Source organism: Roseateles sp., assembly GCF_965229315.1.
GTDB lineage: Bacteria > Pseudomonadota > Gammaproteobacteria > Burkholderiales > Burkholderiaceae_C > Pelomonas.
The window spans coordinates 2,930,050-2,953,099 of the sequence record NZ_CBDDJA010000002.1 but is presented as its reverse complement, the minus strand read 5'-3'; the positions used below and the strand labels follow the sequence as shown (position 1 = coordinate 2,953,099).

General features: G+C 70.0%; 19 protein-coding genes. 14 read left to right on the top strand and 5 right to left on the bottom strand.

Annotation, left to right across the window (positions count from 1 at the left end):
* Nucleotides 1–51: 51 nt before the first annotated feature.
* The 5 genes from urtB to ACO07H_RS18490 all read left to right on the top strand — a co-directional run bounded on the left by urtB (nt 52) and on the right by ACO07H_RS18490 (nt 4,782).
* A complete protein-coding gene (gene urtB / locus ACO07H_RS18510) occupies nt 52–1,593 on the top strand; it encodes an urea ABC transporter permease subunit UrtB (protein ID WP_422016824.1) in 1,542 nt (513 codons plus the stop codon).
* A complete protein-coding gene (urtC, locus tag ACO07H_RS18505) occupies nt 1,590–2,636 on the top strand; it encodes an urea ABC transporter permease subunit UrtC (protein ID WP_422016822.1) in 1,047 nt (348 codons plus the stop codon). The genes urtB and urtC overlap by 4 nt, the downstream gene beginning before the upstream one ends.
* Entirely contained in the window at nt 2,633–3,466 is an 834-nt protein-coding gene (urtD, locus tag ACO07H_RS18500) for an urea ABC transporter ATP-binding protein UrtD (RefSeq protein WP_422016820.1), read from the top strand. The genes urtC and urtD overlap by 4 nt, the downstream gene beginning before the upstream one ends.
* Nucleotides 3,456–4,160, top strand: coding sequence for an urea ABC transporter ATP-binding subunit UrtE (gene urtE, locus ACO07H_RS18495; RefSeq protein WP_422016818.1), 705 nt, complete (start codon nt 3,456–3,458; stop codon nt 4,158–4,160). Before urtD ends, urtE begins: the two co-directional genes overlap by 11 nt.
* A gap of 85 nt (nt 4,161–4,245) precedes the next feature.
* Nucleotides 4,246–4,782, top strand: a complete 537-nt coding sequence (locus ACO07H_RS18490) for a hypothetical protein (RefSeq protein WP_422016816.1) — start codon at nt 4,246–4,248, stop codon at nt 4,780–4,782.
* Between the two features lie 9 nt (nt 4,783–4,791).
* On the opposite strand, the gene egtD is transcribed toward ACO07H_RS18490, so the two are convergent.
* The 4 genes from egtD to ACO07H_RS18470 all read right to left on the bottom strand — a co-directional run bounded on the left by egtD (nt 4,792) and on the right by ACO07H_RS18470 (nt 9,751).
* Nucleotides 4,792–5,754 carry an L-histidine N(alpha)-methyltransferase gene (gene egtD, locus ACO07H_RS18485; protein WP_422016814.1) on the bottom strand — a complete coding sequence of 321 codons (963 nt, stop codon included), beginning with the start codon at nt 5,752–5,754 and terminating at the stop codon, nt 4,792–4,794.
* Nucleotides 5,751–6,893: an ergothioneine biosynthesis protein EgtB gene (egtB, locus tag ACO07H_RS18480; RefSeq protein WP_422016812.1), complete on the bottom strand. Its 1,143-nt coding sequence runs from the start codon at nt 6,891–6,893 to the stop codon at nt 5,751–5,753. The genes egtD and egtB overlap by 4 nt, the downstream gene beginning before the upstream one ends.
* 100 nt (nt 6,894–6,993) lie before the next feature.
* Nucleotides 6,994–7,389 (bottom strand): VanZ family protein, encoded by a 396-nt coding sequence (locus ACO07H_RS18475; protein WP_422016810.1) that lies wholly within the window; start codon nt 7,387–7,389, stop codon nt 6,994–6,996.
* 31 nt (nt 7,390–7,420) lie between these two features.
* Entirely contained in the window at nt 7,421–9,751 is a 2,331-nt protein-coding gene (locus ACO07H_RS18470) for a hypothetical protein (protein WP_422016808.1), read from the bottom strand.
* A 167-nt stretch (nt 9,752–9,918) separates the two neighbouring features.
* Here ACO07H_RS18470 and ACO07H_RS18465 point away from each other — a divergent pair, with 167 nt between their 5' ends.
* The 9 genes from ACO07H_RS18465 (at nt 9,919) to ACO07H_RS18425 (ending at nt 20,477) form a co-directional block, all read left to right on the top strand.
* Nucleotides 9,919–12,012, top strand: coding sequence for a 3-hydroxyacyl-CoA dehydrogenase NAD-binding domain-containing protein (locus ACO07H_RS18465; RefSeq protein ID WP_422016806.1), 2,094 nt, complete (start codon nt 9,919–9,921; stop codon nt 12,010–12,012).
* Nucleotides 12,013–12,043: 31 nt separating this feature from the next.
* Complete coding sequence (locus ACO07H_RS18460; protein WP_422016804.1) at nt 12,044–13,219, top strand: acetyl-CoA C-acyltransferase; 1,176 nt, start codon at nt 12,044–12,046, stop codon at nt 13,217–13,219.
* 26 nt (nt 13,220–13,245) lie between these two features.
* Nucleotides 13,246–13,641: a PaaI family thioesterase gene (locus ACO07H_RS18455; protein ID WP_422018658.1), complete on the top strand. Its 396-nt coding sequence runs from the start codon at nt 13,246–13,248 to the stop codon at nt 13,639–13,641.
* A 39-nt stretch (nt 13,642–13,680) separates the two neighbouring features.
* The gene (locus ACO07H_RS18450) at nt 13,681–15,477 is read left to right on the top strand and encodes an acyl-CoA dehydrogenase (RefSeq protein WP_422016802.1); all 1,797 of its coding nucleotides are present in this window, start codon (nt 13,681–13,683) and stop codon (nt 15,475–15,477) included.
* A gap of 17 nt (nt 15,478–15,494) precedes the next feature.
* Entirely contained in the window at nt 15,495–16,286 is a 792-nt protein-coding gene (locus ACO07H_RS18445; RefSeq protein WP_422016800.1) for an SDR family oxidoreductase, read from the top strand.
* Between the two features lie 7 nt (nt 16,287–16,293).
* On the top strand, nt 16,294–16,743 hold the full coding sequence (locus tag ACO07H_RS18440) for a PaaI family thioesterase (protein WP_422016798.1): 450 nt from the start codon (nt 16,294–16,296) through the stop codon (nt 16,741–16,743).
* Nucleotides 16,744–16,835: 92 nt separating this feature from the next.
* Nucleotides 16,836–17,243, top strand: a complete 408-nt coding sequence (locus ACO07H_RS18435) for a YXWGXW repeat-containing protein (protein ID WP_422016796.1) — start codon at nt 16,836–16,838, stop codon at nt 17,241–17,243.
* A gap of 269 nt (nt 17,244–17,512) precedes the next feature.
* Complete coding sequence (locus tag ACO07H_RS18430) at nt 17,513–18,154, top strand: RpiB/LacA/LacB family sugar-phosphate isomerase (RefSeq protein WP_422016794.1); 642 nt, start codon at nt 17,513–17,515, stop codon at nt 18,152–18,154.
* Nucleotides 18,155–18,194: 40 nt separating this feature from the next.
* Nucleotides 18,195–20,477: a DEAD/DEAH box helicase gene (locus tag ACO07H_RS18425; RefSeq protein WP_422016792.1), complete on the top strand. Its 2,283-nt coding sequence runs from the start codon at nt 18,195–18,197 to the stop codon at nt 20,475–20,477.
* A 33-nt stretch (nt 20,478–20,510) separates the two neighbouring features.
* On the opposite strand, the gene ACO07H_RS18420 is transcribed toward ACO07H_RS18425, so the two are convergent.
* Nucleotides 20,511–22,958 (bottom strand): protein kinase domain-containing protein, encoded by a 2,448-nt coding sequence (locus ACO07H_RS18420; protein WP_422016790.1) that lies wholly within the window; start codon nt 22,956–22,958, stop codon nt 20,511–20,513.
* Between the last annotated feature and the right edge of the window lie 92 nt (nt 22,959–23,050).

Sequence of the window (23,050 nt, the reverse complement as noted above, 5' to 3'; positions counted from 1 at the left end):
AGGGGCGCGCGTGCTGTCGCACGGCGCTGGATTTCTTTCGCCAGGGTCTTCATGTTCAAACGACTCTTGTTGGTGTGTTGGCTCGCGCTGGGCAGCTGGTCCGCCTGGGCGCTGACGCCTGAACTCGCCGCTCGCATCGCGGCTGGGGAGGGCGATGAGCGCGTGGCGGCGCTGCAGCAGGCGGTGGCCGCCGGCGATGCGTCGCTGGCGCCGTTCCTGCGTGCGTTGCAGGACGGCCGCGTGCGGCTCAAGGGCGGGCAGGCGCTGGTCATGGCCCAGGGGCAGGCCGCGCCACCTGACGCCGAAGAGCCGATGCTGAACAACCGCATGCGCCGCGAGATCGATGCGGCGCTGGCGGGGCTGGACCTGTTGTCGCCCGACCGTGCCACGCGCGCCAAGGCGCTGGACACGCTGCGCGACGACGCCGATGCGACCAAGCTCGCGCTCTTCGAGCGTGCGCTGGCCTCGGAGCCGGATGCTGCGCTGCGCAGGCAGCTGAGCGCGCTGGTCGCCGGCGCCAAGCTGTCGTCCAGCGACCCCGGCCAGCGCCGTGCCGCCGCGACCGAACTGGCCGCCAGCGCGGACCCGGCCACGCGGGCGCTGCTGCTGGACCGCATCACCGGCGAGACCGACCCCGGCGCCCGCGCGGCGATGCAGTCGGCCATCGCCGCCATCGGTGATCGCCTGGCCTGGGGCGAGCGCGCGCAGCTGCTGTTCTCGGGCCTGAGCCTCGGGTCGGTGCTGCTGCTGGTGGCGCTGGGCCTGGCCATCACCTATGGGCTGATGGGCGTCATCAACATGGCCCACGGCGAGCTGCTGATGGTGGGCGCCTACGCCACCTACAGCGTGCAGCAGGCCTTCCGCACGTGGGCGCCGGCGGCGTTCGACTTTTACCTGTGGCTGGCGCTGCCGGCCAGCTTCGTGGCCGCGGCGCTGGTGGGTGCCGCGATGGAACGCACGGTGATCCGCTGGCTGTACGGCCGCCCGCTGGAGACGCTGCTGGCCACCTGGGGCATTTCGCTGGTGCTGATGCAGGCCGTGCGCAGCCTGTTCGGCGCGCAGAACGTGGCCGTCGAGAACCCGGGTTGGCTGTCGGGCGGCTGGGCGCTGCTGCCCAACCTGACGCTGCCCTACAACCGCCTGGCCATCATCGGCTTCGCGCTGCTGGTGCTGGCGGGCATGGCGCTGCTGCTCGCCAAGACACGGCTGGGCCTGATGGTGCGCGGCGTCACGCAGAACCGCCGCATGGCTGCCTGCGTGGGCGTCAACACGGCGCAGGTGGACACCCTGGCCTTCGCGCTGGGCTCGGGCATCGCCGGCCTGGCCGGCTGCGCCTTGAGCCAGATCGGCAACGTGGGCCCGGACCTGGGCCAGAGCTACATCGTCGACGCCTTCATGGTGGTCGTGCTGGGCGGCGTGGGGCAGCTGGCCGGCACCGTCTACGCGGGCCTGGGCCTGGGCGTGCTGTCCAAGCTGCTGGAGGGCTGGCAGGGCGCGGTGCTCGCCAAGATCGCGCTGCTGCTGCTGCTGGTGCTCGTCATCCAGAAGAAGCCGCAAGGCCTGTTCGCCCTCAAGGGCCGGAGCGTCGAATGAAGCGCGCTGCACTCATCGCCATCGCGCTCCTGCTGTTGCTCGTGCCGCTGCTGCACCTGGCGTTCCCGCCCGGCCACGCGCTGCACCTGAGCGAGTTCTACGTCGGCCTGCTCGGCAAGTTCCTGTGCTTCGCCATCTGCGCGCTGGCGCTGGACCTGATCTGGGGCTTCGGCGGCATCCTGTCGCTGGGCCATGGCCTGTTCTTCGCGCTGGGCGGCTACGGCATGGGCATGTACCTGATGCGCCAGATCGGCCGTGAAGGGCAGTACCAGTCGGACCTGCCGGACTTCATGGTCTTCCTGAACTGGAAGGCGCTGCCCTGGCACTGGGCGCTCAGCGATTCGCTGGTCGGGCAGATTTTCCTGGCGCTCGCGGTGCCCGGCCTGCTGGCCGCGGTGTTCGGCTGGTTTGCCTTCCGCTCGCGCATCCAGGGCGTCTATTTTTCCATCATCACGCAGGCGCTGACGGTGGCGGCGATGCTGCTGTTCTTCCGCAACGAGACGGGTTTTGGCGGCAACAACGGCTTCACCGACTTCAAGCGCATCGCCGGCATGCCGCTCAACACGCCGGGCATGAAGGTGGGGCTGTGCATCGCCAGCGGCGTGGCGCTGATCGGCTGCTACCTCGTCGCCCGCTGGCTCACGCAAAGCCGCTGGGGCCGCATCCTGCAGGCCATCCGCGATGCCGAGGGCCGCGTGCGCTTCCTGGGCTACGACCCGGTCGCCTTCAAGCTCAGCGCCTACGTCATCTCCGCGCTGATGTGCGCGCTGGCCGGCATGCTGTACGTGCCGCAGGTCGGCATCATCAACCCGGGCGAAATGAGCCCCGCGGCCAGCATCGAGATGGCCATCTGGGCGGCGGTCGGCGGTCGTGGCACGCTGATCGGCCCCGTGCTCGGCGCCTTCTTCGTCAACGGCACCAAGTCCGTCTTCACGGCGGTCTGGCCCGAGGGCTGGCTGTATGTGCTGGGGGGGCTGTTCATCGTCGTGACGCTGTTCCTGCCCGCCGGGTTGGTGGGCCTGGCGCGGAGGTTCGGCAAATGACCCCGGAGCTGATGGAGGCCGGCGCCGAGGCGCGCGCCCGGTCACTCACGCGCGTCGTCACCGACGACGGCCCGGTGTTCAACCAGGGCGTGGCGTTGTACGTGGAAGACCTGAAGGTCGCCTTCGACGGCTTCCAGGCGCTGGGGGGCTTGAGCTTCACCGTCGGCGTGGGCGAGCTGCGCTGCGTCATCGGCCCCAACGGCGCCGGCAAGACGACCACCATGGACTGCATCACCGGCAAGACCCGGCCCGACAGCGGCCGCATCTTCTTCGGCAGCAACCTGAACCTGCGCACGATGAGCGAGCAGCAGATCGCCCGCGCGGGCATCGGCCGCAAGTTCCAGAAGCCGACGGTCTTCGAGGCGCTGACCGTGCTGGAGAACCTGGAACTGGCGATGGCGGGCGACCGCCGCGCCAGGGTCGCGATGCGGGCGCGCCTGAGCGGCGAACAGCAGGACCGCATGACCGAGCTGTTGCACACGGTGCACCTGGCCGACGAGCGCCAGCGCGTGGCGGGCCTGCTCAGCCACGGCCAGAAGCAGTGGCTGGAGATCGGCATGCTGCTGGCGCAGGAGCCGAAGCTGCTGCTGCTGGACGAGCCTGTCGCCGGCATGACCGACGAGGAAACCGAGCGCACCGCCGAGCTGTTCCTGAGCCTGGAGGGCAAGCATTCGCTGGTGGTGGTGGAGCACGACATGAGCTTCGTCGCGACGCTCGCTGGCGCGCAGCGCACGGTGACGGTCCTGCACGAGGGCCAGACGCTGGCGGAAGGCACGATGGCGCAGGTCCAATCGGACGAGAAGGTGATCGAGGTGTACCTTGGCCGATGAACTATTGCAGGTCGAGGACCTGCACCAGCACTACGGCGGCTCGCACATCCTGCGCGGCCTGAGCTTCGCGCTCAAGCCCGGCGAGATCACCGTCGTGCTGGGCCGCAACGGCGTCGGCAAGACGACGTTGCTGAAGAGCCTGATGGGCGTCGTCCCCGTCACGTCCGGCCAGCTCACGCTGGCCCGCGAGCCCATCAACAAGCTGAAGACCCACCAGCGCGTCCGCGCGGGCCTGGGCTACGTGCCGCAGGGCCGCGAAATCTTCGGGCGGCTCTCGGTCATCGAGAACCTGCAGATGGGGCTGAGCAGCCAGCCCGCCAGCACGCCGTTGCCGGTGGAGCTGTTCGAACTCTTCCCCGTGCTGGCCAGGATGCGCGCGCGCCGTGGCGGTGACCTGTCCGGCGGCCAGCAGCAGCAGCTCGCCATCGCCCGCGCGCTGGCGCCGGGGCCGAAGGTGCTGCTGCTGGATGAACCCACCGAAGGCATCCAGCCCAACGTCATCCAGGAGATCGGCCGCGTCATCAAGCACCTGGCCCACGACAAGGGCTTGTCGGTCGTGCTGGTGGAGCAGTTCTACGACTTCGCCGAGGAACTGGCCGACCAGTATTTGCTGATGCAGCGCGGCGAGATCGTCATGCGAGGCCGTGGCGCCGACATGGCGGCTGACGGCGTGCGGGAGCGGCTGGCGATCTGACCTTGTGTAGCTATGCTCGCGCCCGGACCAACGATTCGGGAACGACGTGAGAAAAGCTGTTCTGGCGTGGCTGCTCGCGCTGCCCATGGCGGCCGGTGCCGCGGATGGCGCGGAGCCGCCCTGCGATCTGTGCGAAGACCTGAAATTGCTGGTCGACGTGATGGAGGGCACCGTCAGGCAGCACACGTCGGCCAGGAACCCGCAGCTGCTGTTGGCCCTCAGCGAGAAGCTGGGCGCGAAGTGCCGTGATCATGAGACCCTGCAGGTCGTGGTGTGCGAAGCCAGCATGCCGCGCACCGGCGAACTCTGGACCCTGGAGGTGCGCCCGAACGACGACCTGGCCGGGCAGCAGCCGCATCGCCTTTCACTGGCGGTCAAGTTCGCGGTGCCGCGCGCCGAGGGGATTGGCGAATTCCGCGAGCGGGCGCTGGCAGGCTGGAAGCCCCAGTACCTCGACGCCTGCCAGCATTCGGTCTGGAAACCCGGTCCAGTGCCTCAAACCCTGTCCATGGCCTATGTGAGTGGGGACTGGCAGAGCGGTGCCTGTTCGCACCGTGTGGAGCACATCGACTTGTACGTCTTTTCCTCCAGCCTGCCGTTCCCCGCACCGCGCGTGCACTGAGCGGTGGGTTCAAGCCTCCAGCCACAGCACCGCAAACCACTGATTCGGGTCCGTCCACACCTTTCCCGGCTTGAACCCCGCCCGCGCCGCCATCGCCTGGAAGCCGTCGACGGTGTACTTGTGCGAATGCTCCGTGTGCAGCGTCTCGCCCTCGGTGAACTGGTAGACCTCGTCGCCCAGCCGCAGCGCCAGCGGCCGCGTGGCGCGCAGGTGCATCTCGATGCGGCGGTAGGCCGGGTTGTAGAAGGCCAGGTGCTCGAAGTCTTCGAGCGGGAACTCGGCGCCAAGCTCGGCGCGCGCACGCTGCAGCAGGTTCATGTTGAACGCCGCCGTCACGCCCGCCGCGTCGTTGTACGCGGCGTGCAGCGTGTCGTGGTCCTTGACGAGGTCGATGCCGATCAGCAGGCCGCCGCCGGCCAGTTCGCCCGCCGCCAGCCGCAGGAAGGCATCGGCCTCGCCGGGCGTGAAATTGCCGATGCTGGAGCCCGGGAAGAAGCCGACGCGGCGGCAGCCGGCGGGGCAGGGCGGCAGCGTGTGCGGGCGCGTGAAGTCCGCCACCAGCGGCTGGATGGCCAGGCCGGGGTAGTCGGCGGCCAGGCCGTCGCAGGCGGCCAGCAGGTGCGGGCCGGAGATGTCCATCGGCACGAACTGCACGCTGTCGCGCGGGATCGCGTCGAGCAGCAGCCGCACCTTGCGCAGCGCGCCGGCGCCGTACTCGACGAGCTGCACCTGGCCGCCCATCTGCGCGGCCATGTCGGCGGCGTGCGTCTGCAGCAGCGACAGCTCGGTGCGCGTGGGGTAGTACTCGGGCAGGTCGCAGATGCGCTCGAACAGCGTCGAGCCGACCTCGTCGTAGAAGTACTTGGGGGAGATGGCCTTGGGCGTGCGCGACAGCGCGGCGTGCAGGTCGGCCGTGAATTGTTCGTTGTCGGCCGAAGCCCGGGGCTGGCGCCATTCGATGCCTGGTTTCATCTTGCGAGCCTCACTCCACTGAACTGCCAGCGCGCGGCCGGCGGAAAGAAATTGCGGTAACTGGGCCGGGTGTGGCCCGGCGGCGTCGCGAGGCTGCCGCCGCGCAGCACCTGCTGGCCGACCATGAACTTGCCGTTGTACTCACCCACGGCGCCCGCCGCCGGCCTGAAGCCGGGGTAGGGGGCGTAGCTGGAGCGCGTCCACTGCCAAGCCTGGTCTGCCGCATTCGCGAAGCCGAGCAAGCCGCATGCCGCCTCCCACTCGAACTCGGTCGGCAGCCGCGCGCCGGCCCATTCGGCAAAGGCGCAGGCTTCGTAGAAGCTGAGCTGCTGCACCGGCGCGTTCGGGTCCAGCGGCTGCACGCCGTGCAGGCCGAAGACGCTGCCGTCTTCCAACCAGTAGGCCGGGCGCTGCCAGCCTTGCGCCTGCACGGCGGCCCAGCCGTCGGACAGCCACAGCAGCGGCTCGCGGTAGCCGCCGGCATCGATGAAGTCGGCGTAGTCGCCGCAGCTGACGAGCCGGTTGCTGATCTCGAACGGCGTCACCAGCGCCTGGTGGCGCGGCCCTTCGTTGTCGAAGGCGAAGTCGCTGCCGCCATGGCCAATGTCGACGATGCCGCCGTCGTGGCGCAGCCAGGCCTGCTCGACGCGCGGTGCCGGCGTGGGGGGCGTGGCGTCATAGGCCGGCAGCAGCGGGTTGCACGAGAACGCATGGAGGATGTCGGTCAGCAGCAATTCCTGGTGCTGTTGCTCGTGGTGGCAGCCCAGCTCGATCAAGCGCAGTGCGTCGGTGCCTGCGCTTGGCAGCAGGTCGGCCAGTGCGGCGTCGACGTGGGTTCGGTAGGCCTTGACCTCGCGCAGCGCGGGCCGGCTCAGCAGGCCTCGCTGCGGCCGCGCATGGCGCGGGCCCAGGCTCTCGTAGTACGAGTTGAAGAGCCGCGGCCAACGCGGGTCGAAGACTTCGTAGCCCGGCAGGTGCGGCACCAGCACCATCGTCTCGAAGAACCAGGTCGTGTGCGCGAGATGCCATTTGGCCGGGCTGGCGTCGGGCATGGACTGGAGCTGGGCGTCCTCGTCCGACAGCGGCTCGGCCAGCGCGAGCGAGTGGGCGCGGGTCGCGCGGAGCAGGTCGTTCAGCATGGGTTGGCACCGTAGCGCAAGCTGCTGCCAACGGTATGTCAGTGCGCGTCGTTTGGCTGTAGGACGATGCCGACCTGCCCGAAACCGTGCCGAAACGGCGTCAGCGCCGGCGCGCGAGAACCACCGTGAAGGGCATCGCGATGGCCAGGCCGATGGCGATGCCCACGCCGTCGGCCAGCAGGTCGAACCAGTCGCCCGTGCGGGGTGGCAGGTAGCTCTGCGCGATCTCGATGGCGCCGCCGTAGGCCAGCAGCGCGGCGGCAAGCCACAGCCATTGGCGCGGTCGCGGCCAGAACGCCCACACGCAGGTGAAGGCCAGCGACGCGAACGCGAGCGCATGGTTGGACTTGTCCCAGCCGGTGCTGACACCCCGCGGCGGGTCGGGCACCAGCGCCAGGTAGGAGATAGCGATCAGCAGCAGGGCGAGCAGCGCGCGCCACAGGCGGCGCTGCTGGGGCGCGGTGGCGTGCTGCAGGAGCTGGTGGCGCTTGGACATGGCGGGCGGATTGTGGCCCTGCGCCGCACGCTCACTTCATCTGCAGCATCCAGTCCCTGGCCTGGCGCAGGTGCGCAGCGAGCTGGCCCTGCGCAGCGCCGAAGTTGGGGTCGGCGGCGGTCACCTTCTCCTGCAGCATCGCGTCCATGGCGGCCCGCGAGGTGGCGTTCAGCATCCAGTCCATGGACGGCGGGCGCTGGCCCTTGATCGCCGGCAGGCGCAGCTCGGCGACCTGGCCGCAGCCGCCGACGCGCTTGATCAGCTCGACGGCGGCATCCCGCGCGCGGGCCTCGTTGCTGCGCAGGATGCCCACCGGCGGCGCGGCGACTTCGTTCAGGCGGATGTTGGCGGCCCGGTAGCGCAGGCCGTCCTGCGGCTGCGCGCCAGCGGCCCTCGGCGCATCGCGGCACAGCCAGTCCTCCACGCGTGACGGCTGGTTGACCAGCAGCAGCAGGCGCAGCCGCGAGCGGTCCAGGATGCCCTGGCCGGCGCAGTCGTCCTCCGGCTTGCAGTCGCGCAGCCGGCCGGCAGCCTCCAGGTCGCGCAGCATGTCGGACAGCGTCTGCGTGGCGCCGGCCTCCACGTAGCCGCCATCACCCAGGCGGTCCCACACGCGGCCCACGTCGCCGGCCTCCTCGTCCTTGTGCGGGGTCTTGAACACGACGGCCGCAGCCGGGCTGATGTAGGGGAAGCGGGCGCTGTTGTGCACCGCCTGGGCCAGCGTGAGGCGGTCCACGTCCAGGTCCAGCGACGGGTCCAGCAGGTCCAGGCCGTCGGCGCTGGGCAGCAGGAAGTCGGACTGGTAGACGCGCTGGCCGCGTGCCAGCGCGGTGGTGTTCAGCGCCAGCAGCGGCAGCCATTCGGCGTCGGTGGCGCGCGCGCGCAGCGCCGTCATCGGCTCGCCCCACGGGTTGGGGTGCGCGGTGGCGCGCAGCGGGCACTGGCGGGCGAGGCTGCGGGGCCAGTCGCGCGTCCACACCTGCTCCAGCCCCAGCGAGCGGTCCGCACCGGCGAACGCCACCGGCAGGAAGCGCTGCACCAGGTCGGGATAGAGCATCAACCCTACCGGCGTGGCGAGGTGGTCCTGGCCGGTGAAGTCGCGCACCAGATTCCACGGCGTGCACGCGACCGCATCGGCGGCCTGGCGGCGCGCATCGACCGCCGCGACGAAGCTGGCCGCGCCGAGCGCGCCGCCGGAGGTGCCGCTGATCGCGAACACGGCGTCGGCGAAGTTGACACCTTCCCGCTCGCCCAGCTCCTGCAGCCGCGCCAGCGAGGCGCTGCCCCAGTAGGCCGCGCGGGACGCACCGCCGGATGCAGCGACCAGCACCAGCGGCCGTTTGCCGTCGGCGCCGACGGTGCGCAGCCAGGTCTGCAGCCAGGCGTCCGCCGGCTGGCGGCTGGCCACGGCGCTGCTGGCACTGCGGTCGGGGGCGGCCACGCGGTGGTTGTCGTTCAGCGGCGCGAACAGGAAGAACAGCAGCAGCGGCAGCGGCGTCAGCGGGATGCGGATCAGCGCTTTGGGCACATAGGTCAGCAGGATGCCGCCGAAGACGATCCAGCTGCCGAAGGCGAACAGCACCAGCGCGGGCGCACCCAGCGAGCGGGCGACCGACTCGGGCCAGGCCAGCAGCGCCGCGAACAGCCCCCATTGCAGCAGCAGCACCAGCGCGACCAGCACGCGCGACGGCGTGCCCATGCGGTCCTCGCGCCGCAGCGCGGCGATGGCATCGCGCCGCACGTCCAGCGCCAGCCAGCGGGCCAGCCACGAGCCATCGCGCAGCTTCAGCAGCCAGGCGCGGCGCCGCCAGACGAACAGGCTGAGCGCCGCCGTCACCGCCAGCAGCAGCACACCCACCAGGCGCTCGCGCGTCTGCAGCAGGAAGAACAGGCTCACCGGCAGCCCGCCGACGGCGATGAGCCCGCGCGGCAGCCAGCGGCGCAGGCCGTCGGCGAACCGCGCGTGGATGCACTCGCCCAGCGTGTCGGGCGAGAAGCGGCGGTCCAGCAGCAGCCGGCTGGTGTACCAGGCCAGCAGCAGCCACAAGCCGAAAGCGGCCGAGAGCGCGGCGGTCTGCGCGCTCCAGACCTCCAGCGACAGCAGCGTCTCCTGCGCCTGGTCCACGCCCAGCAGCACGGCGACGCCGGCGATGACGATGCCCACCGGGAAGGCGCACAGCCACAGCACGCGCAGCAGGTACAGCGACCAGGGCACGTCGCCGGTCGGCTTGGGCGCTTCGTCTGGCGGCGGCGGTGGGGGCGGCGTGGGCCCCCCGGCCGGCGGCATCTCCGGTGGCGTCACCGGCGTGAACACCTTGGGCGGCTCATCGGGGCGGGGAGGGTAGACAACCGGAATCAGCATGTAGGGGTCTAAACAGCGAGGTCTTGCAGACAGTTGGCGCGGACTCTAGGCGGGCGGGCGGATCAGGGTCAATGCGGGCTTGTCACGCCAGGGACAAGATTCACGGCCGGGCGCTGCCTAGAATCGAACGATCGTTCTATTTCTTTTCCTGGCCCGAGGTCTTGCCCATGACAGCCCATTACGAAGCCCGCGGCAGTGTCGCCGTGATCACGCTCGACAACCCGCCGGTCAACGGTCTGGGGTTTGCGACCCGGGCCGCCGTGGCCGCCGGCGTGGAGCGCGCTGAAGGAGACCCGGCCATCACGGCCCTCGTCATCACCGGTGCCGGCAAGGCCTTCTCGGGCGGCGCGGACATCAAGGAGTTCGGCAGCCCCAAGGCGCTGGCCGAGCCCAATCTGCTGAGCCTGATCTCGGTGGTGGAGAACTGCAGCAAGCCGGTCGTCGCCGCCATCCACAGCGTCTGCATGGGCGGTGGCCTGGAGCTGGCGCTGGGCTGCCACTACCGCGTGGCGCAGAGCGGCACCAAGGTCGCGCTGCCGGAAGTGAAGCTCGGCTTGCTCCCGGGCGCCGGTGGCACACAGCGCCTGCCCCGCGCGCTGGGCGTGGAGCCGGCGCTGAACATGATCGTCAGCGGCGAGCCGGTGGAAGCGCAGATGCTGGCCATGGTCCCCGGCCAGAAGCTGTTCGACAAGATCGTCGACGCGGACGTGCTGAACGCGGCGGTCAAGTTCGCCGAAGAGGTCTCCGAGAAGCGCCCGCTGCCCAAGGTGCGTGACTTGAAGGCCCGCCATCCCAATGCCGAGGCCTACTTCCAGTTCGCCCGCAACATGGTGGGCGGCATGAGCAAGAACTACCCTGCGCCGCTGCAGTGCCTGGAGGCCGTGGCCGGCGCCGTCAAGCTGAAGTTCGACGACGGCATGCGCGCCGAGCGCGAGGGCTTTGCGGCGCTGATGCTGACGCCGGAGTCCAAGGCGCTGCGCCACCTGTTCTTCGCCGAGCGCGTGGCCAGCAAGATTTCCGACGTGCCCGAAGGCACGCCGCTGCGCCCCATCGCCAAGGTCGGTGTCATCGGCGCCGGCACCATGGGTGGCGGCATCTCGATGAACTTCCTGAACGCGGGCATCCCGGTCACCATCCTGGAGACCAAGCAGGAAGCGCTGGACCGCGGTGTCGCGACCATCAAGAAGAACTACGAGTCCCAGGTCAAGAAGGGCAAGCTCAAGGAAGACAAGTACGCCCAGCGCATGGCGCTGCTGTCGACCACGCTGAACTACGCCGACCTGGGCGACGCGGACCTCATCATCGAGGCGGTGTTCGAAGAGATCGGCGTCAAGGAGGCCGTGTTCAAGCAACTGGATGTCGTGGCCAAGCCCGGTGCCATCCTGGCGTCCAACACGTCGACGCTGGACGTCGACAAGATCGCGTCGTTCACCCAGCGCCCGCAGGACGTCGTGGGGATGCACTTCTTCAGCCCGGCCAACGTGATGAAGCTGCTGGAGGTCGTGCGCGGCAAGGAGACGGCCAAGGACGTGCTGGCCACGGTCATGTCGCTGGCCAAGAAGATCAAGAAGACGGCCGTGGTGTCCGGCGTCTGCGACGGCTTCATCGGCAACCGCATGATCGAGCAGTACAGCCGCCAGGCCGGCTTCCTGCTCGATGAAGGCTGCACGCCGCAGCAGGTGGACAAGGCCATCGAGAAGTTCGGCTTCGCGATGGGCCCGTTCCGCATGGGCGACCTGGCCGGCAACGACATCGGCTGGGCCATCCGCAAGCGCCGCGCCGTCGAGCGCGCGACGATGAAGTACTCGGCCAGCGCCGACCGCCTGTGCGAGTTGGGCCGCTTCGGCCAGAAGACCGGCGCGGGCTGGTACGACTACCTGCCGGGCAAGCGCGACGCGATCCCGTCGCCGGTGGTCGAGGAGATGCTGGCCAAGCACCGCGAGGCCATCGGCGCGAAGAAGCGCGACATCAGCGACGAGGAGATCGTGCACCGTCTGGTGTTCGCTCTGGTCAACGAGGCCGCCCACCTGCTGGAAGAGGGTATTGCCCAGCGCGCGTCGGACGTGGACATGGTCTACCTCACCGGCTACGGCTTCCCGATCTGGCGCGGCGGCCCGATGTGCTACGCCGACACGGTGGGCCTGTTCAACGTCGTGCAGGCGATGAAGCGCTTTGCCAAGAACACGATGGACGACGGCGCGTTCTGGACGCCGGCGCCGCTGCTGGCTCGCCTGGTGGCTGAAGGCAAGTCCTTCACTTGACCACCCGCGTTTACCGAACAAGGAACAAGACATGAGCAACGCACTGATCGTCTCCACCGCCCGCACGCCGCTGACCAAGAGCTGGAAGGGCGCGTTCAACATGACCCATGGCGCCACGTTGGGCGGCCATGCCGTCCAGGCCGCCGTCGAGCGCGCCGGCATCGAGGGCGGCGCCATCGAGGACGTGCTGATGGGCTGCGCGAACCCAGAGGGCGCCACCGGCGCCAACATCGCCCGCCAGATCGCGCTGAAGGCCGGCCTGCCCGTGACGGTTTCCGGCGTCACCATCAACCGCTTCTGCTCCAGCGGCCTGCAGACCATCGCCATGGCTGCGCAACGCATCATCGCGGGCGAGGGCGACGTGTACATCGCCGGCGGCGTGGAAAGCATCTCCTGCGTGCAGCAGGAAATGAACAAGCACATGCTCGCCGACCCGGCGCTGCTGAAGATCAAGCCGGAGATCTACTGGAGCATGCTGCAGACCGCCGAGAACGTGGCCAAGCGCTACAACATCTCGCGTGAGCGCATGGACCACTACGGCGCGGGCAGCCAGCAGAAGGCCTGCGCCGCGCAGGCCGCCGGCCTGTTCAACGACGAGATGGTCTCGGTGACGACGACCATGGGCGTGGCCGACAGGGTCATGGGCCTGATGAGCAAGGAAGTCACCGTCAGCGCCGACGAAGGCCTGCGCGAAGGCACGACTTACGACGGCATCAAGGACCTGCGCCCGGCGCTGCCCGGCGGCGTCATCAGCGCCGGCAATGCCAGCCAGTTCAGCGACGGCGCCGGCGCCTGCGCGCTGGTCAGCGAGCAGTACGCATCCACGCACAACCTCAAGCCCATCGGCCGCTTCCTCGGCTTTGCGGTCGCGGGCTGCGAGCCCGATGAAATGGGCATCGGCCCCGTGTTCGCCGTGCCCAAGGTGTTGAAGAAGCTGGGCCTGACGGTCGCCGACATCGACCTGTGGGAACTGAATGAAGCCTTCGCCGTGCAGGTGCTGTACTGCGCCGACACGCTGGGCATCCCGATGGACAAGCTCAACGTCAACGGCGGCGCGATTGCCGTCGGCCACCCGTACGGCGTGTCGGGCCAGCGCCTGACGGGCCACGCGCTGATCGAAGGCAAGCGCCGCGGTGCCAAGCGCGTCTGCGTGACGATGTGCATCGGCGGCGGCATGGGCGCGGCCGGCGTGTTCGAGGTGCTGTGAGCGTCTCTCCCGAGACCTTCCTGGCGATGGGTCGCGAGATCCTCGCCCAGCAGCCGTTCAGCGTGCTGCTCGGCGCGGAGCTGGCGGCGCTGTCGCCGGGCCAGGTCGACTTGCAGCTGGCGCTCAAGCCTGAGCACCTGCAGCAGAACGGCTTTGCGCACGGCGGCATCGTCAGCTACCTGGCCGACAACGCGTTGACCTATGCCGGCGGCACGGCGATGCAGGTGCCGGTCGTGACCTCGGAGTTCAAGATCAACTACGTGCGCCCGGCCTTGGGCGAGCGGCTGATCGCCCGTGCCAGCGCCGAGGCGGTCAGCAAGACCCAGGCGGTCTGCCGCTGCGAAGTCTTCGCGATCAAGGACGGCGCCGAGAAACTGTGCGCGCTGGCGCAAGGCACCATCGTCCGCCTGGCGCAGGACTGACTCTTACCTTTGCGGGCGGCCCACATCGCCGCTGGAACCATGCGCGAAACCCTGGACTTCCTGCTGTTCGACTGGCTGCGGATCAGCGACCTCACCGCGCGCGAGCGTTTCGCCGAACATTCGGACGAGACCTTCGCCGCCGTGCTCGACACCTGCGAGCGCATCGCGCGCGACAAGTTCGCGCCGTTCAACCGCTTGGCCGACACGCAGGAGCCGCACTTCGACGGCGAGCGCGTGCACCTGCCGCAGGCCACGCACGACGCGACGCGCGCCTATGCCGAGTCCGGCATGCTGGCCGCCGCGCAGGACTACGACGTGGGCGGCATGCAGCTGCCCTGCGTCATCGAGATGGCCGGCAACGCCTTCTTCAGCAAGGCCAGCGTGGCCATGGGCGGCTACGCGATGCTCACCTCCGGCAACGCCAGCCTGCTGATGGCGCACGGCACGCCGCTGCAGCGCGAGGTGTTCGCCAAGAACGAATTCGCCGGCCGTTGGTTCGGCACGATGTGCCTGTCCGAGCCGCAGGCCGGCTCGTCGCTGTCCGACGTGGCGACGCGCGCGGAGCTGGACGACGCGACCGATCCGCTCGGTCCGCGCTACCGCCTGACCGGCCACAAGATGTGGATCTCCGGCGGCGAGCACGAGATCACCGAGAACATCGTCCACCTCGTGCTGGCCAAGGTGCCGGGCCCGGATGGCAAGCTGATCCCCGGTACCCGGGGCATTTCGTTGTTCATCGTCCCGAAGTGGCTGGTGAACGACAGGGCCGAGCTGACCGGCGAGCGCAACGACGTGGTGCTGGCCGGCCTGAACCACAAGCTGGGCTACCGCGGCACCACGAACTGCCTGCTGAACTTCGGCGAAGGCCGATGGACGCCGCAGGGTCGTGCGGGCGCCGTGGGCTACCTCGTCGGGCAGGTCGGCGACGGCCTGCGCTGCATGTTCCACATGATGAACGAGGCGCGCATCGGCGTGGGCCTGGGCGCCGTGATGCTGGCCTATGCCGGCTACGAGGCCAGCCTGGACTACGCGAAGCAGCGCCCGCAGGGCCGGCCGATGACGGCCGCCGGCAAGGATTCGGCCAGCCTGCAGCGGCCCATCATCGAGCACGCCGACGTGCGCCGCATGCTGCTCGCACAGAAGAGTTATGTCGAAGGCGGCCTGGCGCTGGAGTTGTACTGCGCCCGTCTCGTGGACGAGCTCAACACCGGCACCGACCAGGCCGGTGCGCAGGCGCTCTTGGACGTGTTGATCCCCATCGCCAAGAGCTGGCCCAGCGAATGGGGCCTGGAGGCCAACTCGCTGGCCATCCAGGTGCTGGGCGGCTACGGCTACACGCGTGATTTCCCGGTGGAGCAGTACTGGCGCGACCAGCGCCTGAACATGATCCACGAGGGCACGCACGGCATCCAGGCGCTGGACCTGCTGGGCCGCAAGGTGGTGCAGCAAGGCGGCGCATCGCTGGCGGCGCTGGCCGCGCGCATGCAGGCGACGATCGAGCGCGCGATGCAGACGGACTGGGCGCCGCAGGCCAACCAGCTCGGTGCCGCGCTGGCGCAAGTGGGCGGCGCGACGAAGAAGGCCTGGAGCACCGGCGAGCCCGCCGAGGCGCTGGCCAACGCGACGCCCTACCTGCAGGCCTTTGGCCACACGGTGCTGGCCTGGCTGTGGCTGGACGTCGTGCTGAGTGTCAGTGGCGACAGCGACTTCGCCCACGGCAAGCGCGCCGCCGCCCGCTACTTCTTCGCCTACGAGCTGCCCAAGATCGGCGCGTGGCTGGACGTGGTTGCCCGCCGCGAGCCGCTGTGCCGTGACATCAAACCCGAATACTTCTGAGAAGCTGGAGACACACCATGAGCACCAAAGTCCAAGACCTCTTCGACCTGACCGGCCAGGTGGCCCTCGTCACCGGCGGCTCGCGGGGCCTGGGCCTGCAGATCGCCGAGGCGCTGGGCGACGCCGGCGCCAAGATCATGCTGACCTCACGCAAGGCGGCTGACCTGGAAGAAGCCGCGGCCCACCTGCAGGCGCGCGGCATCGACACGCGCTGGATCGCCGCCGACGCCTCCAAGGAAGCCGACGCGCAGCGCGTTGTCACCGAGACGATGGAGCGCATGGGAAGAATCGACATCCTGGTCAACAACGCCGGTGCGAGCTGGGGTGCGCCGGCCGAGGAACATCCCATCGAAGCCTGGGACAAGGTCATGGACCTGAACATCCGCAGCCTGTTCGTCTTCGCGCAGGCGGTGGCCAAGGCCAGCATGATCCCGCGCCAGTCGGGTCGCATCATCAACGTGGCGTCCATCGCCGGCCTGGGCGGCAACTCGGCCGTCATGAGGACCATTGCGTACAACACCAGCAAGGGCGCCGCCGTGAACTTCACGCGTGCGCTGGCTGGCGAGTGGGGCCGCTACGGCATCACCGTCAACGCGCTCGCGCCGGGCTTCTTCCCCAGCAAGATGACCAAGGGCCTGCTGGCTGCCATCGGTGAAGAGCAACTGGCGTCCCACGCGCCGCTGAACCGCATCGGCGACGAGGACGACCTCAAGGGCGCCGCGCTGCTGTTCGCGTCCCGGGCCGGCAAGCACATCACCGGCCAGATCCTGGCGGTGGACGGCGGCGTGTCCGCCATCCACGGCGGATAAGCCTTCCATGGAGTTCCCCGTCCACATCCCCTTCGTCGAGCAACTCGGTTTCTCGCTGCACAGCGTCGGTGATGGCGAGGCCGAGCTGCGGCTGACCATTGCCGAGCAGCACCTGAACTCGTGGCGCGTGGCGCATGGCGGCGTCGTCATGACGCTGCTGGACGTCGCGATGGCGCACGCGGCACGCAGCGTGAACCGCCGCGAACTGGACACGGGGCCCGACCTGGGGCCAGGTGTCGTCACCGTCGAGATGAAGACCAGCTTCATGCGCCCCGGCGAGGGCGAACTGCGCGCGGTCGGCAAGCTGCTGCACCGCTCCACGACGATGGCCTTTTGCGAGGGCTCGGTCTATGGCGCGGGCGACAAGCTCTGCGCGCATGCCACCGGCACCTTCAAGTACCTGCGCGCGCTGCCTGCCGGCCGCGCGCTGAAGTCGCTGGGCGGGCAGCGCGACTGACGCGGCGCTTTGCACATCTTTGCGGCGTCAGCAGTCGGCTGACACGCCGATGGGCACGCCGCCGACCACCCGCTGCATGGCCCCGACGTTGAATGACCTCCTACCTTCTGGAGATCGTCATGCTCAACAAGACCATCCTCGCTTCGTGCATCGCCGCCAGTTGCGCCTTCGGTGCCGCTGTCCTCCCGACCGCCGCGTCGGCGCAGGTGACGGTGTCCATCCGGACCGCGCCGCCGCCGCCGCGTCATGAAGTGGTTCCCGCTGCACGCCGAGGCTATGTCTGGGTGCCCGGCTACTGGAACTGGAATGGCCGCCGCCACGTCTGGCAGCAGGGCGTATGGATGAAGGAGCGCCGCGGCTATTCGTACAACCAGCCGGCCTGGGAGCAGCGCGACGGCCATTGGGAGCTGAGGCGAGGTGGCTGGGCGCGCGGTGACGCGGACCATGACGGTGTGCCCAATGGCGCCGACCGCCGTCCGAACGATCCCCACCGCCGCTGACGTGGGGAGCCCTCCTTGATGTCGGGGTTCGGCAAGGAATTGAAACGCTGTTTTAAATAAAAGGCACAATGGCCGCCGTGCCGCTACCCGCCCCCGGGTGAGCGGTTGTCCAGGTCGCTCAGCGGGACCATGCAGTCCCGTCCTTCTCAAGGATGACACCTGGCATGACGGTACGCGCTCACGGCCCCTCTGGCCCGAGCTGCAGCGTCTCACGCATCGGGGTGGCCTGGGCCGCCCCAGCCCTCATTCCGCTACCGAAAGCCACCGCCATGAAGATCGCCCTCATCATCGAGAACAGCCAGGCCGCCAAGTCCGAGATCGTCCACAACGCGCTCAAGACCGTCGCTGAGCCGCTGGGCCACAGCGTGCACCACTACGGCATGTACACGCCGGAAGACAAGGCCTCGCTGACCTACGTGATGAACGGCCTGCTCGCCGGCATCCTGCTGAACAGCAAAGCCGCCGACTTCGTCGTCACCGGCTGCGGCACCGGCATGGGCTCCATGCTGGCGTGCAACGCCATGCCCGGCGTGTTCTGCGGCCTGGTCATCGACCCGACGGACGCCTTCCTGTTCGGCCAGATCAACGACGGCAACTGCATGTCCATGCCCTACGCCAAGGGCTTCGGCTGGGCCGCCGAGCTGAACCTGCAGGACTGCTACCGCAAGCTGCTGGAGAACGAGCGCGGCGCCGGCTACCCCAAGGAGCGCGCCGCCATCATGGCCAAGAACCGCGGCATCCTGAAGGACCTGAAGGCCGCGTCCTGCAAGGACATGCTGACCACGCTGAAGGCGGTCGACCAGGACCTGCTGAAGGCCGCCGTGTCGGGCGAGAAGTTCCAGGAACTGTTCTTCACGAACTGCCAGGACGACGCCATCGCCTCTCACATCAAGGGCGTTCTCGCGTCCTGATCTCGACCGCGGCGGTCTCGCGGGCTGCGAGACTGTCGCGATGCCTGTTTCGCCGCCCCACCTCACGCTGCGCACGCTGACCCGCGGCGACGGTCTGCTGGGCCTGCGCCCGCGCGGCCCGCTGGGCCCGCGCGGCGAGCAGGTGACGGTGGCCGTGCTGGCGTCCGGCGATGCCGGCGCCGAGCAGGCGCTGCTGAAGCTGGGCCTCGTGCCACTGGACCCCGGCCTGCTGCAGTGGCGGGGCGACGCGCAGCGGCTCGGCGACGCCCTCTGGACGCTGCCGCAGGAAGAATTCTTCGGCGACTTCCACGCCGACAAGGTGCCCGAGCTGCAAGCGCAGGGCTGGCAGGTCACCGCCGAGCCGGGCTTTGCGCACCACAGCCGCGCCGTCAGCGGCTGGCAGCTCGGACTGACGGAGGCCGCTGCCGAAGATGCGCCGCGGCCTGCCCGCCGGGTGGACGGTGTGCAGCTCGCGCGCCGGCAGGGCGCCTGGCTGGTGAGCCTGGGGCTGGACGTGGACGGCGAGCGCATCGACCTGGCGCCGCTGATGGCCAACCTGCTGCGCCACGACAAGCGCTGGCTCGATGCGGTCGCCATCGGCGCCATCGAGGACGACGCCCTCATCAAGCTGCGCGCGCCCGGCGGCCGGCGCTTTCATGCGCAGGCGCAGCCGCTCAAGGCCATCATGCTGGCGCTGCTGGACCTGCTGAAGCCGGCGCAGCTGGACAAGGGTGAGCCGCTGCGGCTCAACGCATGGGATGCCGACCGGCTGCGCTGCATCGAGGACGAGTCTCGGGGCCGCTGGCAGATCCAGGGCGACGCCGGCCTGCGTGCGCTGGGCCGGCGCCTGCTGGGTGCCGGCATGCCGGCACCCGTCGCACAGCCAGCAGGCCTGGGCCTGCCGCTGCGGCCTTACCAACTGCATGGCCTGGCCTGGCTGCAGTACCTGCGCGAGCAGCGCCTCGCCGGCATCCTGGCCGACGACATGGGCCTGGGCAAGACGGCGCAGGCGCTGGCCCACATCTGGACCGAGAGGCAGTCGGGCCGGCTGGACCGGCCTGCGCTGGTCATCGTGCCCACCTCGCTGCTGTTCAACTGGCGGCAGGAGGCCGCGCGCATCGCGCCGGGGCTGAAGGTGCAGACCTGGCACGGCACCTCGCGTGCCAAGGAGGCCAGCCTCGCTGACGCCGACATCGTGCTGACGACCTACGCACTGGTCTGGCGCGACCTGCGCATGCTGGCCGCCCAGCCCTGGCACCTGTTGATCCTCGACGAAGCGCAGGCCGTCAAGAACGCGCAGGCCCGCGCGGCGCGCGCGCTGCGGCGGCTGGACGTGCGCCACCTGCTGGCGCTGACCGGCACGCCGCTGGAGAACCACCTGGGCGAGCTGTGGTCGCTGTTCGACCTGCTGATGCCCGGCTTCCTGGGCGACTCGCGCACGTTCGCGCGCCACTGGCGCAAGCCCATCGAGGTCAACCGCGACGGCCCGCGTGCCCGGCTGCTGGCTGCTCGCGTGCGGCCCTTCATCCTGCGCCGCATGAAGAGCGAGGTCGCCACCGAGCTGCCGCCGCTGACCGAGCTCGTCAGGCGCGTGCCGCTGGAGGGCCAGCAGAAGCAGCTCTACGAAAGCGTGCGCGTCGCCGCCGACCACATGGTGCGGCGCATCCTGGCGCGCGACGGCTTCACGCCCACCAGCCTCATCAGCGTGCTGGACGCGATGCTCAAGCTGCGCCAGGTCTGCTGCGACCCGCGGCTGGTGAAGGGTGTCGCGATGGCGCCGCATATCGAGCGCGCCAAGCTCGAATGGCTGCGCGAGCACCTGCCCGACCTCGTCGCGCAGGGCCGGCGGCTGCTGGTGTTCTCGCAGTTCACCGAGATGCTGGACCTGATCGCCGACGAACTCGGCACGCTGGGCCTGCCGCACCTGCGGCTGAGCGGTGCGACGCCGGCGGCGCAGCGCGGTGCCGTCGTCGCGCGCTTCCAGGCTCGCGAGGAACCCATCCTGCTCGCCAGCCTGAAGGCGGGCGGCGTGGGCCTGAACCTGACGGCCGCCGACACCGTCATCCACGTCGACCCGTGGTGGAACCCCGCCGTGCAGGCCCAGGCCAGCGCACGCGCCCACCGCATCGGCCAGGACCAGCCGGTGTTCGTCTACCAGCTCGTCGCGCAGGGCAGCATCGAGGAGCGCATGCTGGAGCTGCAGGCGCGCAAGCAGGCGCTGGCGGATGGTCTGCTCGGCCGCGACGACGGCGCGATGCTGAGCAAGTTCAGCGCGACGGAGCTGAACCTGCTGCTGGCGCCGCTGGACGCGGGCGAGGCCTGAGCGCGACGCGCTTCGGCCGGCGCGCATGCGGACTCAGCGCGATGCTGTCTGCGCCGTCCGCAGCACCCCCAGCGCCCTCTCGGCTTCCAGCCTGACACCGTCGCTGGGTGGCGACTTGAGCACCGATGTCCAGTAGGCGATGCCCTCCTCGTAGGCCGCCAGCGCCTCGGCGTGCCGGCCGACGCCCGCCAGTGCGCGGCCGCGCTGGATGGCCAGCCGGGGCAGCATGCCCACCCAGCGGCTCTTGGGGCCGTCCTGCTGGATCAGCAGTTGCGCCGTCGCACGGCTTTCCTCGGCGGCAGCCAGCGCCTCGGCGTAGCGCTGCTGGTGGATCAGTCCCAGCGCCAGGTTGTTGAGCTCGATCGCCAGCGTGTCCTTCCAGATCGTGGGCTTGGGGTCGTAGGCGACGGCGGCCTTGTCCAGCCGCACGGCCTCGGCCGACTCCGGCACGGACGGGTCCCACTGTTCGAGGCCATGCAGGATCTTGGCCTTGGCGCCGTGGATCACGCCCAGGTTGGTGAGGATCTGGGCATAGGCCTTGGGGTCCTCCGGCCGGCCGTCGCTGAGGTCCAGCGCCTCCAGCAGCGGGCGCTGGTCGAGCAGCGGCGTCATCAGCGCGGCGGCGCGGTCCAGCGCGGCGAAGGCTTCGGCCAGCGGCGCCTGTTGCTTGATGACGAGCTGCCCCGTCAACTGCCCGCGCATGATCAGCAGGCCCGCGGCTTCGCTGGGGATGCTGACGCGACCCATGGCGTCGGCCCGGCTCAGGTCGGCCAGCTCCAGCACCTTGGCCGCGGCATCGATCTCCTTGAGCGCCTCGGGAACCCGGCCCTGGGCGCGCAGCAGCTTGGCGCGGATGTCGTAGGCCCGCGCCGCCCAGGAGGCCAGCCGCCATTCGCCGCGGTTGCCGGCCAGCACCTGCTCGGCCATGGCGACGGCCTTGTCGGCATTGACCTTGGCCGCGTCGGGCTTGCCCAGCGCCAGGCCCTGGTCGTTGCCCTGCAGCTCGGCCAGGCGCGCGTAGCTGGCCACCACCTCGGTCATCAGGCCGGGGTCGCGGTCGGACGACTGCGCCAGGCGGTCCAGGCTCTTGACCGTCTGGTTGAGCAGGTCTTCCTTGATCTTCATGCCGCCGGGGATGTAGGTCACCGCATCGGCGAACTTGCCGACCAGCTCGCGGGTGATGGCGCGCAGGTCCTTCAGGTGGGCCTGGGCGTCGTCGCGGGCGAGGCGCGCCTCGCGGGCCTGCCAGAGCGCGGTACCCAGGCCCACGGCCAGCGCCAGCACCGCCGTGCTGACGGCGGCCACGGCCAGGCGGTTGCGGCGCACGAACTTGCCGAACACGTAGAGCGCGCCCGCCTTGTGCGCCCGCACCGGGTGGCCGCCGAGGTAGCGCCGGATGTCGTCGGACATCGCCTCGACGCTGCTGTAGCGGTGCTGCGGTGACTTCTCCAGCGCCTGCAGCACGATGTTGTCGAGGTCGCCGGCGACACGGCGGCGCAACTGGGGCCAGGCCGGGTCCTGGGCCGTGGTGTCGGGCAGCGTGCTGGGGCGCGTGGGCGCCTCCAGCAGCACGGCCTGCGCCGCTTCGGCCGCCGTGGCGGCGTTGCGGCCGGTGGCGCGCACGCCGGTCAGCATCAGGTAGAGCAGGCAGCCCAGGCTGTAGATGTCGGTGGCCGTGCCCACGGGTTCGCCGCGCACCTGCTCGGGGCTGGCGTAGTTCGGGGTGAAGGGGCGGGCGCCGTCCAGCGTGGCCTCGGGCGCGGCGCCGTCCAGCGGGTCCAGCGCCTTGGCGATGCCGAAGTCCAGCAGCTTGACCTGCTGCTCCGCGGTCACCAGCACGTTGCCGGGCTTGAGGTCGCGGTGCACGAGCAGGTTGCGGTGCGCGTAGGCGACCGCATCGGCCAGTTGCAGGAACAGGCCCAGCCGCTGCTCCAGCGGCAGCCCGAGGGCGGCAGCATCGATGGGCTGCCCATCCACGTACTCCATGACGAAGTAGGGCAGGCCGTCGCCGCTGAGGCCGGCGTCCAGCATGCGGGCGATGTTCGGGTGCTCCAGCCGCGCCAGCGCCTGGCGTTCCTGCATGAAGCGCTGCAGCACGGCGGCGCTGTCGCCCGCGCCGCGCTTGAGCACCTTGATCGCCGCGCGCCCTTCGTAGCTGCCGTCGGCGCGGCGGGCCTCGAAGACCTCGCCCATGCCGCCCACGCCCAGCGGGCCGACGATGACCCAGGGGCCGAAGTGCTCGCCCGTGCGCGACGCGCCCGCCTGCGGCGCGAGGGCCGGCGAGTTGGCCAGCAGCGGCTCGCCTTCGGTGGCCTCGTTGTGGTGGGACAGCAGCGAGCGCAGTTCCGCGCGGCTGGCCTCGTCCATCGCCTGGGCCTGGACGAAGGCGGCGCGGTCGTGCGGGGCCAGTTGCAGCGCCTGGTCGAACAGCCGGCGCACCAGCGGCCAGTCGGGCGTCAAGTCTTGCGGGGTGGTCGTCATGGCGTCGTCAACGGTTCGACATTGGGGTTACGCCCAGCGTAGTCGCGGCACCTGCGGGTCACACAATGGACAACCCTTGCTGTGGCCGGTTT

What these genes read in the sequence shown, in the direction of transcription:
- urtB (WP_422016824.1), top strand. Translation starts at nt 52, where the DNA reads ATGTTCAAACGACTCTTGTTGGTGTGTTGGCTCGCGCTGGGCAGCTGG.
- urtC (WP_422016822.1), top strand. Translation starts at nt 1,590, where the DNA reads ATGAAGCGCGCTGCACTCATCGCCATCGCGCTCCTGCTGTTGCTCGTG.
- urtD (WP_422016820.1), top strand. Translation starts at nt 2,633, where the DNA reads ATGACCCCGGAGCTGATGGAGGCCGGCGCCGAGGCGCGCGCCCGGTCA.
- ACO07H_RS18490 (WP_422016816.1), top strand. Translation starts at nt 4,246, where the DNA reads ATGGCGGCCGGTGCCGCGGATGGCGCGGAGCCGCCCTGCGATCTGTGC.
- egtD (WP_422016814.1), bottom strand. Translation starts at nt 5,754, where the DNA reads ATGAAACCAGGCATCGAATGGCGCCAGCCCCGGGCTTCGGCCGACAAC.
- egtB (WP_422016812.1), bottom strand. Translation starts at nt 6,893, where the DNA reads ATGCTGAACGACCTGCTCCGCGCGACCCGCGCCCACTCGCTCGCGCTG.
- ACO07H_RS18475 (WP_422016810.1), bottom strand. Translation starts at nt 7,389, where the DNA reads ATGTCCAAGCGCCACCAGCTCCTGCAGCACGCCACCGCGCCCCAGCAG.
- ACO07H_RS18470 (WP_422016808.1), bottom strand. Translation starts at nt 9,751, where the DNA reads ATGCTGATTCCGGTTGTCTACCCTCCCCGCCCCGATGAGCCGCCCAAG.
- ACO07H_RS18465 (WP_422016806.1), top strand. Translation starts at nt 9,919, where the DNA reads ATGACAGCCCATTACGAAGCCCGCGGCAGTGTCGCCGTGATCACGCTC.
- ACO07H_RS18460 (WP_422016804.1), top strand. Translation starts at nt 12,044, where the DNA reads ATGAGCAACGCACTGATCGTCTCCACCGCCCGCACGCCGCTGACCAAG.
- ACO07H_RS18455 (WP_422018658.1), top strand. Translation starts at nt 13,246, where the DNA reads ATGGGTCGCGAGATCCTCGCCCAGCAGCCGTTCAGCGTGCTGCTCGGC.
- ACO07H_RS18450 (WP_422016802.1), top strand. Translation starts at nt 13,681, where the DNA reads ATGCGCGAAACCCTGGACTTCCTGCTGTTCGACTGGCTGCGGATCAGC.
- ACO07H_RS18445 (WP_422016800.1), top strand. Translation starts at nt 15,495, where the DNA reads ATGAGCACCAAAGTCCAAGACCTCTTCGACCTGACCGGCCAGGTGGCC.
- ACO07H_RS18440 (WP_422016798.1), top strand. Translation starts at nt 16,294, where the DNA reads ATGGAGTTCCCCGTCCACATCCCCTTCGTCGAGCAACTCGGTTTCTCG.
- ACO07H_RS18435 (WP_422016796.1), top strand. Translation starts at nt 16,836, where the DNA reads ATGACCTCCTACCTTCTGGAGATCGTCATGCTCAACAAGACCATCCTC.
- ACO07H_RS18430 (WP_422016794.1), top strand. Translation starts at nt 17,513, where the DNA reads ATGAAGATCGCCCTCATCATCGAGAACAGCCAGGCCGCCAAGTCCGAG.
- ACO07H_RS18425 (WP_422016792.1), top strand. Translation starts at nt 18,195, where the DNA reads ATGCCTGTTTCGCCGCCCCACCTCACGCTGCGCACGCTGACCCGCGGC.
- ACO07H_RS18420 (WP_422016790.1), bottom strand. Translation starts at nt 22,958, where the DNA reads ATGACGACCACCCCGCAAGACTTGACGCCCGACTGGCCGCTGGTGCGC.